This window comes from Campylobacter concisus (assembly GCF_003048375.1).
Lineage (GTDB): Bacteria > Campylobacterota > Campylobacteria > Campylobacterales > Campylobacteraceae > Campylobacter_A > Campylobacter_A concisus_T.
The window spans coordinates 1,192,937-1,207,674 of the sequence record NZ_CP021642.1 but is presented as its reverse complement, the minus strand read 5'-3'; the positions used below and the strand labels follow the sequence as shown (position 1 = coordinate 1,207,674).

Genomic DNA, 14,738 nt, shown 5'->3' with positions numbered 1-14,738 from the left:
TTGAGATATTTTTTAGCGTTTTTTATTGCTATATTTATCTGCGGATGTGGCTATAAACCAGTTTCAAAGATCTCGCAGGATTTGGTTGGAGATAGAGTTTATGTTGATGTTATCATCAGCAAAGAAGAGCCAAAAAATAGTGTCTGGATAAAAGACGCCGTAAAAGAGGGCATGGTCGCAAGGCTGCATAAATCACTATCAAGCAAAGATAACGCTGATACTTCGATAATTGTCTCAGTGCAAAATTTAACCTATGAGGCGATAATCTATGATGAATATGGCTATATTACATCGTATAAAGCTTTTTTAATTCTAAATTATAAAACCAAATTTAAAGATGGTCGTGTCGTAGATATACCTGCTACTGGAGAGTATGATTTTAGCGTGGCAAGACGTCAAAAAGATGTAAGATTTGCAGATAGCGTTCTTAGTGATACTCAAAAATATGAAGCTATAAAAGAGGCCTCAAAAGAGGCGTTTGATGAGTACATCGCAAATTTAGCTGTAAAAGGATATAAAAATGGCAGCAGTAACCGTTAGTCAAATAGTCAAGGAAGCCTTGAGCGAGATAAAAGATCGCCATTTGATGCTAACGCCAGAAAATTACACCGAAGTTTATAATGAAATTTCTAAAAAATATGGCTTTACTACCGAAGAGAGCAAAAAGATAGAAAAATATATCTCAAGGCTTGGTGATGACTATAAAGCGCAAGCTATAAGCCTTCATATAAAAACGGTCGATGAGTTTGTAGCTTTTATGACCGCTAGGCTCTCTCATGGTGCTAAAAATGGCACAGCACAAGTGGTTGATGATAAAAAGTTAAAGTCACTAAACGCCTTTGCAAGAAGAATCCTCCAAGCTATCTCTATGCTTCACAACAAAGATGCAAAAGCTCTAGCAGAGCAGGGCATGCAGCTACTTGCTAGAAGATATGATGAGAAAAATCTTGAAGAGATGTGCCTTAAATGGTTTGACTTTGTAAGCTCTTACGATGCTGAATTTTTGGACTTTTTGAAATATTACGGCGTGAGAGACTTTGACGATCTAAAGACTATGAGCGCTGAGCTTGAGAAATTCTTATCTCAAAAAAATGAAAATGCAGAAGAAAATGCTTTAGTGGAGCTTTTAAATTTTGCGCTTGAGCCTTCTATCACAAAGGAGCTTGGCGAAGAGCTTAGCAGCATTAGAAGCGTTTTGAAGCAAAATCCACAAAGCCTAAATAGCAAAGAAATTCAAGATAAGATAAAGACCTTTGTTGATCGCAGGATAGAAGAGGATAGAAGCGAGATCATCGAAAAAGTGGGCTCGATAAATAACATCTTGCAAAACATAGGCGATAGAATTTCTGACATCGCAGCTAGCTCAAAAAGTAGCTCAGCTAAGGCGCAAAGTATCAAAAACGACCTTAAAAAGGTAAATTTAAATGAGAATAGCATCGATCATGTAAAGAGCATGCTTATCGAGATCGCAGGTGCGCTTGAGATCGAGAGCAAGGAGCTTGGCCTTGAGATGAACAGCAAGCAAGCGACCATTTCTGAGCTTCAAAACAGGGTCACAAGCCTAGAAAAAGAGCTTGAAGCTGCTAAGCTTGAGAGCAAAGAGGACTTTTTGACAAAAGTGGCTACAAAAAGAGCTTTGATGAGTGAAATTCAGCGTATCGAAGAGGCTTATAAGCGTTACGGCACGGACTATTCGATCTGCTTTGTTGATATTGATTTCTTTAAAAAGATAAATGACACCTACGGACACGAGGCTGGCGACGTGATCCTTTCAGCCGTGGCTCAGGTGCTTAAGAAAAATGCTAGAAAGGTTGATTTTGTCGGTAGATATGGCGGCGAGGAATTTGTCATTTTGCTACCAAGTACAAGCCTAAAAGATGGTGTTAGATTTGGCGAGAAGCTAAGAAGCATGATCGAAAATTTCAAATTTATCTATAAAAACGAGCGCATCAAAGTTACCATTAGCTCTGGTGTGGCGACAAGAAGTGCAAATTTAAGTGACACGATGACGCTTGAGGGTGCTGATAAGATGCTCTATCTTTCAAAAGAGGGCGGCAGAAACCAAGTCATGCCAAAGATAATCGAGGAAAAATGAGCCTAGCGAAATTTCTTGATGGCAAGCCACTTTACTACAAAGAGATCGACTATGGCAGGATCATAAGGGCTTATGATACGATCAAAGGCTATCTAAAGCCTTTTAAGATAATCCACATCATCGGCACAAATGGCAAGGGTAGCACAGGCCGCTTTTTAGCGCAAATTTTAAGCCAAAAGGGCGCAAAAGTAGGCCACTACACGAGCCCACATATATTTAAATTTAACGAGCGATTTTGGTTAAATGGCGAGGTCGCTAGCGATGAAATTTTAGAGAGAGCTCATGAGCGTTTGCAAGCTCTTTTGAGTGATGAATACAAGATAAAAACGAGCTATTTTGAGTATATGACGCTACTTTCTGCGGTGCTTTTTGAGGGTTGTGACTACTTTGTCTGCGAGGCTGGCATGGGCGGCGTACTGGATGCGACAAATGTCTTTGAAAAAGAGCTAAGCATCTTTACTCCGATCGGCTTTGATCACACGGCGATATTAGGCAATAGCTTAGAAGAAATTTCACGCACGAAATTTGAAGCCATGGGCAAAAGAGCTATCTTAAATGATGAGATGAACGAGATAAGTGTGGCTATCGCAAAAGAGATCGCAAGCGAAAAAGGCGCAACTCTGAGCTTTCCAAGAGAAATTTTGACCAAAGAGAATTTAAACGAGATCGCAAACTACGCAGATAAATTTAACCTACCAGAGTTTTTGCGCTCAAATTTAACTCTAGCCTACGCCGCGGCTAAAATTTTAGATAGTAGCATAGATATCAAAAAGCTTGGCGCTTTATCGCTTCACGGCAGATGTGAAAAGATCGCTTCAAATTTATACGTTGATGTCGGTCACAACGAGCTTGGTGCAAAGGCTGTGGCTAAGAAATTTAGCCAAGAAGAGTTTAGCGGCAAGAAGCTAACGCTAGTTTATAACTCGTTTTTAGATAAAGATTTCAAGGCAGTTTTGGCAGCTCTTAAGCCAGTTGTCAAGGACGTGCTACTTTATCACTACCACTGCGAGGGCAGGGAGCTTGGCGGAGAGCTCATAAACAAAGCGCTAAATGAGCTTGAAATTTCGCATAGAGAGTTTGAGCCAAGCGATATGAACGATATAAAAGAGGCAAAAAACGGCAAAATTTACCTAGCATTTGGCTCGTTTCACCTGGCCGAAGCCTTTTTAAAAGAGTACTATGCAAGCAAAGGTCTATGAGTATCTTTTAACACACGCCCCACAAATTCTCATCTGCGAAGATGACAAAGAGGCGGCACTCTGCGCTGATGCGGCCAGTTTTGCTGGCTTTAGCGCATTTAAACTACCTGATTTTAGAGCTAAAAAGGGCGATGATCTAAGAAGTTTTAACGAAGAGCTCTTTGAAATTTCATCCGTTCTTAGCAAATATTATAAATTTGATGGCAAAAAGATCATCATAAGCCCATTTAGCACGCTTTTAAACCCACTTCCAACGCAAAAAAACCTAGAAAGCTCAACGATCAAGCTAAAAGATAATCTAAATTTAAACGAATTTGCCGACTTGCTCATACGATTTGGCTACGAGTGCGTCGATATCGTTGAGAGCGTTGGCGAGTTTAGCATACGCGGCGAAGTGATCGACATTTATGGCGTAAATATGGATGATCCTGTTAGAATTTTACTCTTTGGCGATGAGGTGGAGAGTATCAGAAACTACAACACCGCCACGCAAATTAGCAACAAAAATGAGCTAAGCGAAGCCGAGATCGTTCCGTTTATAGCAAATTTGAGCAAAGATGAGTTTGAAAAAGTTAGCCAAAAGATCGAGGATATGCAAAGCGACGCTTTGGTGAGCGATCTAAATTCGCTTGGATTTTGGGCGATAGATAGCTTTAGCGACTACTTGAAAGTTTTTGACTCAAAACTTGTTAAAAAGATCGATTTTGAAATTTATGATGCGCCTGAGGAGAAATTTAAGGGCATTGAAATTTTGCCTGAGCCAAAGGTCTATAAAGACCTAGAAGTTACTTTAAATTTTGACTTTTTTGAGCTAAATAAGAGCAAAAGCATAACCGTTCTTTCAAGAAATGAGGGGCTTTTTAAGGGCTATGAGCTTGATGGCTTTGCCAACGTAAAGCTTGAGATTTCGCCCCTTGTAGTAAATTTAACCTCAAGCGACAAGATCGTAGTATCACTTAATAAATTTGAGAAAAAAAGGCGAGTTAAACGCTCAAGCCTCGTGGTAGATGAGCTAAAAGTAAATGACTATGTCGTGCATGAAGATTATGGCATAGGCAGGTTTTTAGGCCTTGAAAAGATCAAGGTTTTGGGTGCTACGAAAGAATTTGTAGTAATTGCCTACCAAAATGATGACAAGCTTCTTTTGCCAGTTGAACATCTAAATTTAATAGATCGTTATATCGCGCAAAATGGCTCTATGGCGGTGCTTGATCGCTTAGGCAAGGCAAATTTTGCCAAGATAAAAGAGAAGGTTAGAGAAAAACTCTTTGCGATCGCTTCAAAGATCGTAGCGATGGCGGCAAAAAGAGAGCTAATCGCAGGCAAAATTTTACAAAAAGAGGATATCTCTTATCTAAATTTCGTCCAAGACGCTGGCTTTTCATATACGAGCGACCAGCAAAAAGCGGTAAATGATATAAAAGATGAGCTAAAAAGCGGCAAGGTGATGGATAGGCTGCTTAGCGGAGATGTTGGCTTTGGCAAGACTGAAGTTGCGATGAATGCCATATTTACCTGCATAAAATCAGGCTTTAGCGCGTTTTTCTTTGTGCCAACGACGCTTCTTAGCTCGCAGCACTACAAGACGTTAAGCCAGAGATTTAGCAAATTTGGCATAAAGGTCTTTAGGCTGGATCGCTTCTCAAGTGCCAAAGAGAAATCAAACCTGCAAAAAGCGCTAAAAGAAAATGAGCCCATAGTTTGCGTGGGTACGCATGCGCTTCTTAGCGTAAAGGCTGAAAATTTAGGGCTTATCGTCGTTGATGAAGAGCATAAATTTGGCGTCAAGCAAAAAGAGCAGCTAAAAGAAATTTCTCAGCACTCACACATCCTAAGTATGAGCGCCACGCCGATACCAAGAAGCCTAAATATGGCGCTTAGCAAGATAAAAACATATAGCATTTTAGCCACTCCGCCAAGCTCAAGGCTGGATGTGAGAACAAGCGTGAGAGAGTGGGACGAAAAGGTCATCAAAGAGGCGATTATGCGTGAGCTAAGACGCGGCGGGCAGACCTTTTACATCCACAACCACATCGCAGACATCGAGCAGACGGCAAATGAGCTAAGAAAAATTTTGCCAAAGCTTAGAATTTTGATACTTCACTCAAAGATAAATGCAAAAGTCGCTGAAGATGAGATGATGAAATTTGAGCGGGGCGAGTATGACCTACTACTTTGCACCAGCATCGTTGAAAGCGGCATCCACCTGCCAAATGCAAACACCATAATCGTAGAAAATGCTAATAAATTTGGCATGGCTGACCTGCACCAGCTGCGCGGTCGCGTGGGTAGAAGCGATAAGCAGGCTTATTGCTACTTTTTGGTTGAGGATAAAGATGCCATTAGCAAAGACGCGCTAAAACGACTTGTGGCACTTGAGGGCAACTCATTTTTGGGTGCTGGCTCAGTGCTAGCCTATCACGACCTTGAGATAAGGGGTGGTGGTAACATCATCGGCGAGGCGCAAAGCGGTCACATCGAGGCTATCGGCTACTCGCTATATCTAAAGATGCTAGAAGATGAGATAAACAAGCTTCTTAATCAAGACTCCGCAAAGCTTGACAAGATCGATCTAAAGCTTAGTGTGAGCGCCTTTTTAAATCAAGAATTTATAAGAGAAGATAGGCTAAGGCTTGAAATTTACAGGCGCCTTAGCAAGTGTAAAGAGGTCGCTGAAGTCTATGAGATACAAAGCGAGCTTGAGGATAGATTTGGCAAGATAGATACATTTACAAAGCAGTTTTTAGACCTTATCATCATCAAAATTTTAGCTCTAAAAGCTGGTATAAAGACGATCTCAAACAGCGAGCAAAATATACTAATAACAAAAAATGATGACGAGAAGATCAGGCTAAAGTCACGTAGTAAGGACGATGACGATGTTTTGGCTGAAATTTTGGTCTATCTAAGAAAGGATAAGAGATGATAGATTGGGGTATGAAGTACGCAGCGATTTATAAAAGTACAAAAGGGATGTTAAAGCCGGTTGAGGATATTGATTTTGTCGATATAGACTCACTTTATGGACTAGAGAAACAAAAAGAAATTTTGCTAAAAAATACTAGAAATTTTATAGCGGGCGACGAGGCAAATCACGTGCTTCTTTGGGGCGAGAGAGGATGTGGCAAGTCAAGCCTTGTAAGGGCTGTTTTTACTAAATTTTATAAAGAGGGACTTCGCATCATTGAGATTGGCTGCGAGGATCTAAAATACCTTGGCGACATCATCGACGAGATTAGAAAGAGCGAGTTTAAATTTATCATTTTCTGCGACGATCTAAGCTTTGAAAATGGTAGCAATGAGTATAAATTTCTAAAGCCTATCATGGATGGCTCTATCCAAAAGCCGCCAAAAAACGTCCTTTTATACGCCACATCAAATCGCCGCCACCTAATAAGCGAGTTTAAAAGCGAAAATGAAAACTCAGAGCTAATAGACGGAGAAATCCACTACAGCGACGCAGCTCAGGAGAAAATTTCTCTCTCAGATCGCTTTGGTCTTTGGATCAGCTTTTATCAAGGCAACTACGATGAGTACCTAAAAATGGTTGATTTTTACTTTAAAGACTACACTGGCGACAAAGATGAGCTTCACACGCTTGCTAAAAATTTCGCTACCCTAAGAGCTAGCAGAAGTGGCAGGACTGCAAAGCAGTTTTATCTAACTTTTAAAGAAAATTTAAAATGAGATCAACTGATCTGTTTTTAGCTCTGCTAAATCACAAAAAGAGAAATTTAGACGAGCTAAAATGGCCAGGCGAGGACACTTTTGAGGTTATTTTGGGCGCTATTTTGGTGCAAAATACCAACTGGAAAAACGTAGAAAAAGCGCTAGATAATCTAAAAAATGCCAGCAAAGATAGCCTAGACGCCATTTGTGCGCTTGAAAACAGCGAGCTTGCCACTCTCATAAAGCCAAGTGGCTTTTACAACACAAAGGCAAAACGACTAAAGACGCTTTGTCTAGCTATAAAAAATGAATTTGAGAGCTTTGATAATTTTAAAGAAAATGCAAGCCGCGAGTGGCTCATAAGCGTAAAAGGCGTTGGCGCTGAGACTTGCGATGCAATACTTGCTTATGCTTGCGGCAAGCCTTACATGGTTGTTGATGCTTATGCGCTTAGGATAATGGCATATTTTGACTACATTTTTGAGAGCTACGACGAGGCGGCTGAGTGGTTTAGCTCGCTTGATTATGATGAAATTTATAAATTTCTTGATAGTGAGAAATTTGACGAAACTGAGGTTTTAAAGCTCTATCATGCGCTTATTTTGGAGTTTTGCAAAGAGAATTTTAAAGGCAAAATTTTAAGCCAAAGCGGACAAGAGGTGCTTGATAGCATTAAAAACTAAATTTTTATTTTAAATTTAGCGCAAATTAGGACTTTTTATGTTTTATTTTAAATTCTATGCTAAATTTACGAGAAATTTATTTTAGGAGGAGTGATGATCTACGATAACATCGTAAAAACGATCGGTAATACACCTATCGTAAAGGTTAAAACAGGTGCTGACGAGGCTGAAATTTACGTAAAATTAGAGTTTTTTAATCCAGGCGGCTCTGTAAAAGATAGGATCGCATTTAATATGATCACAAAAATGCTAGCTGATGGCACGCTAAAACATGGCGACACTATCGTTGAGCCAACAAGTGGCAATACAGGTATCGGCGTAGCTATGTGCGGTGCTGCACTTGGCTTTAAAGTGATCCTTTGCATGCCTGAGAGCATGAGCATCGAAAGACGCAAGATCGTTGCTGCTTATGGTGCTCATCTTGAGCTAACTCCTGCAGCTGGTGGTATGAAAGCAGCGATCGCAAAAGCTACTGAGCTAGCTTCTCAGCCAAATCACGTAATGCTAAGCCAGTTTGAAAACAAGTACAACCCACAAGCTCACGAGCTAACAACAGCTGCTGAGATCGTGGCTGATTTTAGCAAGCTTGATGCCTTTGTAGCAGGCGTTGGTACAGGCGGCACGATAAGCGGCGTGGCAAAAGTTCTAAAAGAAAAAGGCTATGACACTAAGATCATCGCAGTAGAGCCTGAGGCATCACCGGTTTTAAGTGGCGGCAACCCAGGACCACATAAAATTCAAGGCATCGGAGCTGGATTTTTACCAAATACAATGGATATGAGCCTAGTTAGCGAAGTAGAAAAAGTAAGCAACGATGACGCACTAAACGCAGCTAGAGCGATCGCAAAGAGCGATGGCTTGATGATAGGCATAAGTGGCGGCGCTTCTTACGTGGCTGCAAAAAGAGTGGCTAAAAGACTTGGCGCTGGCAAAAAAGTGCTTTTCATAGCTCCAGATAACGGCGAGAGATACCTAAGTACAGAGCTTTACGGAGCGTAAAATTATGTGGGAGAGTCTAAAAGAGCTAGTTCAAACCGTCCGTGAAAAAGACCCATCGGTGCATAGTTGTTGCTTTTTGGCGATACTTATAAACACTCCTGGCATCCATGCGGTTTTATTTCACAAAATTTCTCATTTTTTATATGAGAAAAAGTGGTTTTTTCTAGCTAGACTCATCTCGCAAATCGCAAGATTTCTAACAGGTATCGAGATCCACCCGGGCGCTAAGATCGGCAGGAGATTTTTCATAGATCACGGCATGGGCGTGGTTATCGGCGAGACAGCTGAGGTCGGTGATGATGTGATGATGTATCATCAAGTGACACTTGGCGGCACTGGCAAAGAGTGTGGCAAGCGCCATCCGACCATTAAAAATGGCGTGACTATCGCCGCTGGCTCAAAGATACTTGGTGCTATAACGATCGGTGAAAATGCCAAGATCGGCGCAAACTCGGTCGTGCTAAAAAACGTCCCAGCAAACGCAACCGTAGTTGGCATACCTGCAAGAGTTGTCAGGGTAAATGGGACAAAATTTGAGCCAGAATTTATCATTTAAAATTTAAATTTACTCCCACTGCACCATAAAAAAGCAAATTTTTGATACGGCAAATTTACTATCCATAATGTTACCAGTGTTTTTAGCTTTGCGCTACCTATCATAATATTTGTCATTTTAGTAAATTTGATAACAAAATTTATCAGACAAAAGCTGCGCCAAAAATCTTACGTAAAATTTAATCAAAGAAATATAGCTGATACGTTTAGTGCAAAAGAGATAGCAAAGAAATTTGGCAAAAACGCAAAAGATGTAAATGAGGTTTTGTTAAATTTAGGCTTTATAAAAAAATGTGACAACGGCTACAACGTGACAGATGTTGGCAGATACTATGGCGGCATGCAAAATTTCTACATGGGCAGGGCAAGCGTTAGGTGGGATGAGAGGCTACTTTGTAATGAAAATTTCATAGACGAGATTACAAAAGCTGGCGAAAAATCTAGCAAAAAAGAGCAAAAAGAAGACTTTAGAGAGAAATTTAAGGCTGAATACCGAACAAACGACGGTCACTATGTAAGAAGTAGGGCAGAGCTAGTTATAGCAAACTGGCTTTTTGCTGAGGGCATGGCTTATGAAAAAAGAGTGCCGATAAAAGAGGATGTCTATTGTGATTTTTACATACCAAAAGGTAAGGTCTATGTTGAGTTTTGGGGCTTGGAAGATGACGAGGCATATCTAAAAAGAAAAGAGAAAAAGATAGAGCTTTATAAAAATATGATCTAAATTTAATAGAGATAGATAACGACAAAATCGGTAATTTAGATGACTATCTGCCAAAAGAGCTTTTGAAATTTGGTGTGAGTTTAAATTTGTAGAAAAAAAGGGGCGAGCGCCCCTGTGATTATTTTAAAGTTTGGATGTATTCAGCTACTGCTTTTGCATCTTCATCGCTCATTGGAGTAGCGATAGGCTTCATCATAGCACCAAGACCAAATTTATTTGCTCCTGTTTTGTAGCCTTTTAGAGCTGCTTCGATAGCTGCTGCATCAAGTGATGTTAAAGCTGGAACTTTGTTATTGAAAACTTTTTCAGCTTTAGCGCCATGACAGGCAACGCATTTTTTATAGATAGTAGCGCCATCTGCAGCGAAAGCAGCAGTTGAAAGTAGTGCTGCAACACTTGAAACGATTAGTAGTTTTTTCATTTGTCATCCTTTTTAAAAAACGTGCCGGCATTATAATACAAAAATGTAAATTTGCAAGGGGCGGGTTAAAATATTTTGGCTATAATCACCAAATGATAAAAGAAACAGCCAACAAAGCACTTTTTTTAGACCGAGATGGCGTCATAAATGAAGACGCTGGATACGTTTGCGAGATCAAAGACTTTAAATTTATTGATGGCATTTTTGATGCGTTAAGAGAATTTGCTAAGGCTGGCTACAAGCTCTTTGTCGTGACAAATCAATCAGGCATCGGCAGGGGCTACTACACACAGGAGCAGTTTGACGCTCTAAATAAATTTATGCTAGAAAGCTTTAAAAAAGAGCAAATTTTTATCACCAAAGTCTATTTTTGTCCGCACTCTCCAGAGCAAAAATGCACCTGCAGAAAACCAAATCCAAAAATGATACTTGATGCTTGCAAAGAGTTTGACATCGACCTTGAAAACTCGCTCATGATAGGCGATAAACCAAGCGACGTCGAGGCTGGCAAAAGGGCTGGTGTGGGCAGAAATTTCTTGCTTGATGGCATAAATTTTAAAGATGTAAGAGATGTTTTAAATAAGCTAAAAAAGGAAAAATCACTATGAATTTAAAAGGAAAAATCACTATGAATTTAAACGGAAAAAAGATAGTTGTAACTGGCGGCGCTGGCTTTATCGGCTCAGCTTTGGCACACTATTTTGATGAAAACTATAAAGATGCTCACGTGCTTGTTGTGGATAAATTTAGAAACGACGAGACATTTAGCAATGGCAACCTAAAAAGCTTTGGTCATTTTAAAAATTTACTTGGTTTTAAGGGTGAAATTTACGCTGGCGACATCAATGATCCTAGCACGCTTGAAAAGATAAAAAGCTTTCGCCCAGACGTCATCTACCACGAAGCAGCGATCTCAGACACGACCGTAAAAGAGCAAGACGAGCTAATAAAAACAAATGTAAATGCCTTTGTAAATTTGCTTGATATCTGCGAGAGTTTGGGCGCAAAGATGATCTACGCTAGCTCAGGGGCGACTTATGGCAATGCAAAGAGCCCACAAACAGTTGGCGAGTGCGAAGCGCCAAATAACGTTTACGGCTTTAGCAAATTAAGCATGGATAATATCAATAAAATTTACGCAAAGCGCGGCGTGAGTGTGGTTGGACTGAGGTATTTTAACGTCTTTGGCAAGGGCGAGTTTTTCAAAAACAAAACAGCCTCGATGGTGCTTCAGTTTGGTCTGCAAATTTTAGCTGGCAAGACCCCAAGGCTCTTTGAGGGCAGCGACCAGATCAAACGCGACTTTGTCTATATAAAAGATATCATTGACGCAAATATAAAAGCGCTTGATGCGCCAAGTGGCGTCTATAATGCAGCTACTGGCAAGGCTAGAAGCTTTCAAGATATCGCTGACATCTTGCAGCGTGAGATCGGCGTAAATTTAGGCAACGAATATATCAAAAACCCATTTATCGGCTCTTATCAGTTTCACACCGAGGCCGACGTGGCCCCAGCTCGCGAGGCATTTGGCTTTAGCGCGACTTGGAGCTTAGAGGAGGCGATAAAAGACTACTTGCCAGAGATAAAGAGAATTTATAAGGAAGAGATAAATGGCTAAGAGAGTTAAAATTTTAGTCGTCGGCGATTTGATGCTAGATCACTACATCTGGGGCAGTTGCGAGCGCATCTCGCCTGAAGCGCCAGTGCAGGTTGTTAAGATAAATAACGAAACCTACACGCTTGGTGGCGCTGGTAATGTGGTGAGAAATTTACTCTCGCTTGGCGCAAACGTGAGCGTGGCTAGCGTTTTAGGAGATGATGAGGCTGGCAAAAAGATAAAAGAGAAGCTTGCTGAGCTAAATGTAAAAGATGAGCTGATCCTCACTGAAAAAGGGCGCGAAAGCTCGATAAAAAGCCGTATCATGGCATCTCATCAGCAAGTTGTCAGGATCGATAAAGAGAGTGTTGTAAAGATAAATTTAGAAGATGAGCTAGTCTTAAAAGTCAAAGAAAATCTTGCAAATTTCAAGGCGGTCTTGCTAAGTGACTACGGCAAAGGCGTGCTTAGCGACAAGATCTGCCAAGAGATCATAAACGAGTGCGTGAGGCTAAAAATACCAGTGCTCATAGACCCGAAAGGCAGCGACTACTCAAAATACAAAAACGCGACCCTTCTAACGCCAAATAAAAAAGAGGCGAGCGAGGCTACAAATTTAAAGATAAAAGACAAGGCCGAGCTTGAAAAGGCGATAAAGCAGCTAAAAGACGAGCTAAATTTAACCTATTCGATCATCACAATCTCAGAAGAGGGCATCGCGCTTTATGATGACAAATTGCACATATTTGCGGCAAAAGCAAAAGAGGTCTTTGACGTCACTGGCGCTGGAGATACGGTGCTTGCGACACTTGGCTACATGCTAGCAAACGGGGCTGATATAAAAGAGGCGATCAAGATAGCGAACCTCGCAGCAGCCGTCGTCGTAGCAAAGATAGGTAGCGCAACGGCTAGCTTTAACGAGATCGAGCAGCTGCTAAATAGCTCGTTTGGGGCAAATTTCGAGCACAAGCTTAAAAGCGTTGAGGAGTTAGAAGAAATTTTGAGCCAAAAGGGCAAGAAAAAGGTTGTTTTCACAAATGGCTGCTTTGATATCTTGCACGCTGGGCACGTAAAATACCTTGCACGTGCAAGAGAGCTTGGCGATCTTTTGGTTGTTGGGCTAAATTCAGACGCTTCAGTTAAGAGGCTAAAAGGCGAGGCTAGGCCTATAAACTCGCAAGATGATAGAGCCTGCGTGCTAAGCGGGCTTGGATTTGTTGATTATGTCGTGATATTTGATGAGGATACGCCATTAAATTTGATAACAAAGATAAAGCCTGACGTGCTTGTAAAAGGGGCTGACTATAAAGGCAAAGAGGTCGTTGGCAGCGAGATCGTAAAAGAGGTCAGGCTGATAGACTTTGTCGAGGGCAAAAGCACAACAGGGATAATAAAAAGGATAAAAGATGCTAAAAACGATGATAAAAAATGAGCTCGAGGCTCACCAAAAGACCTTTAGCGAGCATGTAAATTTACTTGACAGCTTGGAGCGTGCTTGCCAGATGGTGGCTGATACGCTAAAAAATGGCAAAAAGGTACTGATATGTGGCAACGGCGGCTCTGCGGCGGACGCACAGCACTTTGCAGCCGAGCTAACTGGCAGATATAAAAGCGAGCGTCAGCCACTACCTGGCATCGCGCTAACTACCGACACTTCGGCACTTACGGCCATTGGCAACGACTACGGCTTTGACTACGTTTTTTCACGTCAGTTTGAGGCCTTAGCTCGTCCTGGTGACTTGCTCGTGGCGATCTCAACAAGTGGCAACAGCAAAAATGTCCTTGAGGCTATAAAAAGTGCTAAGAAAATGGGTGTATCAGTGCTTGGACTTAGTGGCAAAGGAGGTGGCGCTATGAATGAGGGCTGCGATCTAAATTTAGTCGTTAGCTCAAGCGATACAGCAAGAATTCAAGAGTCACACATCTTTTTTATCCACACGATCTGCCAAGCTGTAGATGAGGCTTTTAGGGGCTAAAATGCAAGAAGCGATGGATAAATTTTTAAGTGATCCTAGCGAGAAAAATGAGATAAATTTGATATCGGCTTTAAAAAAGGCTACTTTTTTTGCTCCAGTGCTTTTAAACCAAGCACTTGCAAAGCCTGATGGCGGCGTAGTTTATGAGGAGGAGGGCTCAAATATCAAATTTATCCTGCTTGAAGATGAGGGCGAGAAGCTTAGCTATTTTCCGGCATTTACTAGCAAAGAGGCGATGAAGCTTTGGCGAAACGACAGCGAGCAAGAGAGCATTGAGATAGGCCTAAAGGAGTATCTTGCGATGCTAAAAGAGAGCAGTTATGCTGGCGTCGTTGTGGATGCTTTTAGTTATGACTTTGTGCTAAAAAGAGAGCTGATAGAGAAAATCCTCGCTTAGTGCGTAATAAAATTTATAAAATTTTATGTATTATTTTATGCAAATGGCTTTGATGAGGTAAATTTAAACTGCTGGCTTGTTTGATTTTGTTTTATGGGCTAGCTTTGCTGGGACTGGCGCTGATTTATAAATTTAACTTTTTTGAGCGCGTTTATTAAATTTGATATTAGAGATGAGTTGAGGCTAAATTTGTATGAGGGTTTAAATTTAATGAACCACAAAAATTTATTAATTTTTAAATGCTTATTGGCTGAAAATTTCAAATTTATATTTTAGCACTCTAGTGATACGTAACTTTAGCTTTTACTAGAGAGATTGATAACCACATAAGCTAAGACTAAAATTTATAACTGAGCTTAAATTTAATGAGCTGCAAAATTCATTATCTCGTTTATAAAACTTAGTTTCATATATCAAATTTAC

15 protein-coding genes are annotated in these 14,738 nt (G+C 40.8%); 14 read left to right on the top strand and 1 reads right to left on the bottom strand.

The window, feature by feature from the left end; genetic code table 11:
- The 9 genes from lptE (at nt 1) to CCS77_RS10655 (ending at nt 9,924) form a co-directional block, all read left to right on the top strand.
- The gene (lptE, locus tag CCS77_RS06020; RefSeq protein WP_103594562.1) at nt 1-540 is read left to right on the top strand and encodes an LPS assembly lipoprotein LptE; all 540 of its coding nucleotides are present in this window, start codon (nt 1-3) and stop codon (nt 538-540) included.
- The gene (locus tag CCS77_RS06015; protein ID WP_103594561.1) at nt 521-2,095 is read left to right on the top strand and encodes a GGDEF domain-containing protein; all 1,575 of its coding nucleotides are present in this window, start codon (nt 521-523) and stop codon (nt 2,093-2,095) included. Before lptE ends, CCS77_RS06015 begins: the two co-directional genes overlap by 20 nt.
- Nucleotides 2,092-3,294: a Mur ligase family protein gene (locus CCS77_RS06010; protein ID WP_107916867.1), complete on the top strand. Its 1,203-nt coding sequence runs from the start codon at nt 2,092-2,094 to the stop codon at nt 3,292-3,294. The genes CCS77_RS06015 and CCS77_RS06010 overlap by 4 nt, the downstream gene beginning before the upstream one ends.
- Nucleotides 3,275-6,220 (top strand): transcription-repair coupling factor, encoded by a 2,946-nt coding sequence (gene mfd, locus CCS77_RS06005; RefSeq protein WP_107916866.1) that lies wholly within the window; start codon nt 3,275-3,277, stop codon nt 6,218-6,220. Before CCS77_RS06010 ends, mfd begins: the two co-directional genes overlap by 20 nt.
- The gene (locus CCS77_RS06000) at nt 6,217-6,981 is read left to right on the top strand and encodes an ATP-binding protein (RefSeq protein ID WP_021089571.1); all 765 of its coding nucleotides are present in this window, start codon (nt 6,217-6,219) and stop codon (nt 6,979-6,981) included. The genes mfd and CCS77_RS06000 overlap by 4 nt, the downstream gene beginning before the upstream one ends.
- Nucleotides 6,978-7,646 (top strand): endonuclease III domain-containing protein, encoded by a 669-nt coding sequence (locus tag CCS77_RS05995; protein WP_107916865.1) that lies wholly within the window; start codon nt 6,978-6,980, stop codon nt 7,644-7,646. The genes CCS77_RS06000 and CCS77_RS05995 overlap by 4 nt, the downstream gene beginning before the upstream one ends.
- Before the next feature lie 93 nt (nt 7,647-7,739).
- A complete protein-coding gene (cysK, locus tag CCS77_RS05990) occupies nt 7,740-8,645 on the top strand; it encodes a cysteine synthase A (protein WP_012139961.1) in 906 nt (301 codons plus the stop codon).
- 4 nt (nt 8,646-8,649) lie between these two features.
- A complete protein-coding gene (epsC, locus tag CCS77_RS05985; RefSeq protein WP_009294053.1) occupies nt 8,650-9,201 on the top strand; it encodes a serine O-acetyltransferase EpsC in 552 nt (183 codons plus the stop codon).
- A gap of 126 nt (nt 9,202-9,327) precedes the next feature.
- Nucleotides 9,328-9,924 (top strand): hypothetical protein, encoded by a 597-nt coding sequence (locus tag CCS77_RS10655; RefSeq protein ID WP_021089574.1) that lies wholly within the window; start codon nt 9,328-9,330, stop codon nt 9,922-9,924.
- Between the two features lie 118 nt (nt 9,925-10,042).
- Here the strand turns inward: CCS77_RS10655 and CCS77_RS05975 are convergent, their stop codons facing one another.
- Complete coding sequence (locus tag CCS77_RS05975) at nt 10,043-10,345, bottom strand: c-type cytochrome (protein WP_009294052.1); 303 nt, start codon at nt 10,343-10,345, stop codon at nt 10,043-10,045.
- 92 nt (nt 10,346-10,437) lie between these two features.
- Between CCS77_RS05975 and gmhB the strand changes: the two genes are divergently transcribed.
- Genes gmhB through CCS77_RS05950 form a run of 5 tightly spaced genes read left to right on the top strand, consistent with a single transcriptional unit; the run spans nt 10,438 to nt 14,315 of the window.
- Nucleotides 10,438-10,953: a D-glycero-beta-D-manno-heptose 1,7-bisphosphate 7-phosphatase gene (gene gmhB, locus CCS77_RS05970; RefSeq protein ID WP_107916864.1), complete on the top strand. Its 516-nt coding sequence runs from the start codon at nt 10,438-10,440 to the stop codon at nt 10,951-10,953.
- Between the two features lie 20 nt (nt 10,954-10,973).
- Nucleotides 10,974-11,963, top strand: coding sequence for an ADP-glyceromanno-heptose 6-epimerase (gene rfaD / locus CCS77_RS05965; RefSeq protein ID WP_107917300.1), 990 nt, complete (start codon nt 10,974-10,976; stop codon nt 11,961-11,963).
- Nucleotides 11,956-13,374: a D-glycero-beta-D-manno-heptose-7-phosphate kinase gene (rfaE1, locus tag CCS77_RS05960; protein ID WP_107916863.1), complete on the top strand. Its 1,419-nt coding sequence runs from the start codon at nt 11,956-11,958 to the stop codon at nt 13,372-13,374. The genes rfaD and rfaE1 overlap by 8 nt, the downstream gene beginning before the upstream one ends.
- Entirely contained in the window at nt 13,349-13,918 is a 570-nt protein-coding gene (gene gmhA, locus CCS77_RS05955) for a D-sedoheptulose 7-phosphate isomerase (protein WP_021089569.1), read from the top strand. Before rfaE1 ends, gmhA begins: the two co-directional genes overlap by 26 nt.
- Before the next feature lies 1 nt (nt 13,919).
- Nucleotides 13,920-14,315 carry an SseB family protein gene (locus tag CCS77_RS05950; protein WP_009294047.1) on the top strand — a complete coding sequence of 132 codons (396 nt, stop codon included), beginning with the start codon at nt 13,920-13,922 and terminating at the stop codon, nt 14,313-14,315.
- The last annotated feature ends 423 nt before the right edge of the window (nt 14,316-14,738 follow it).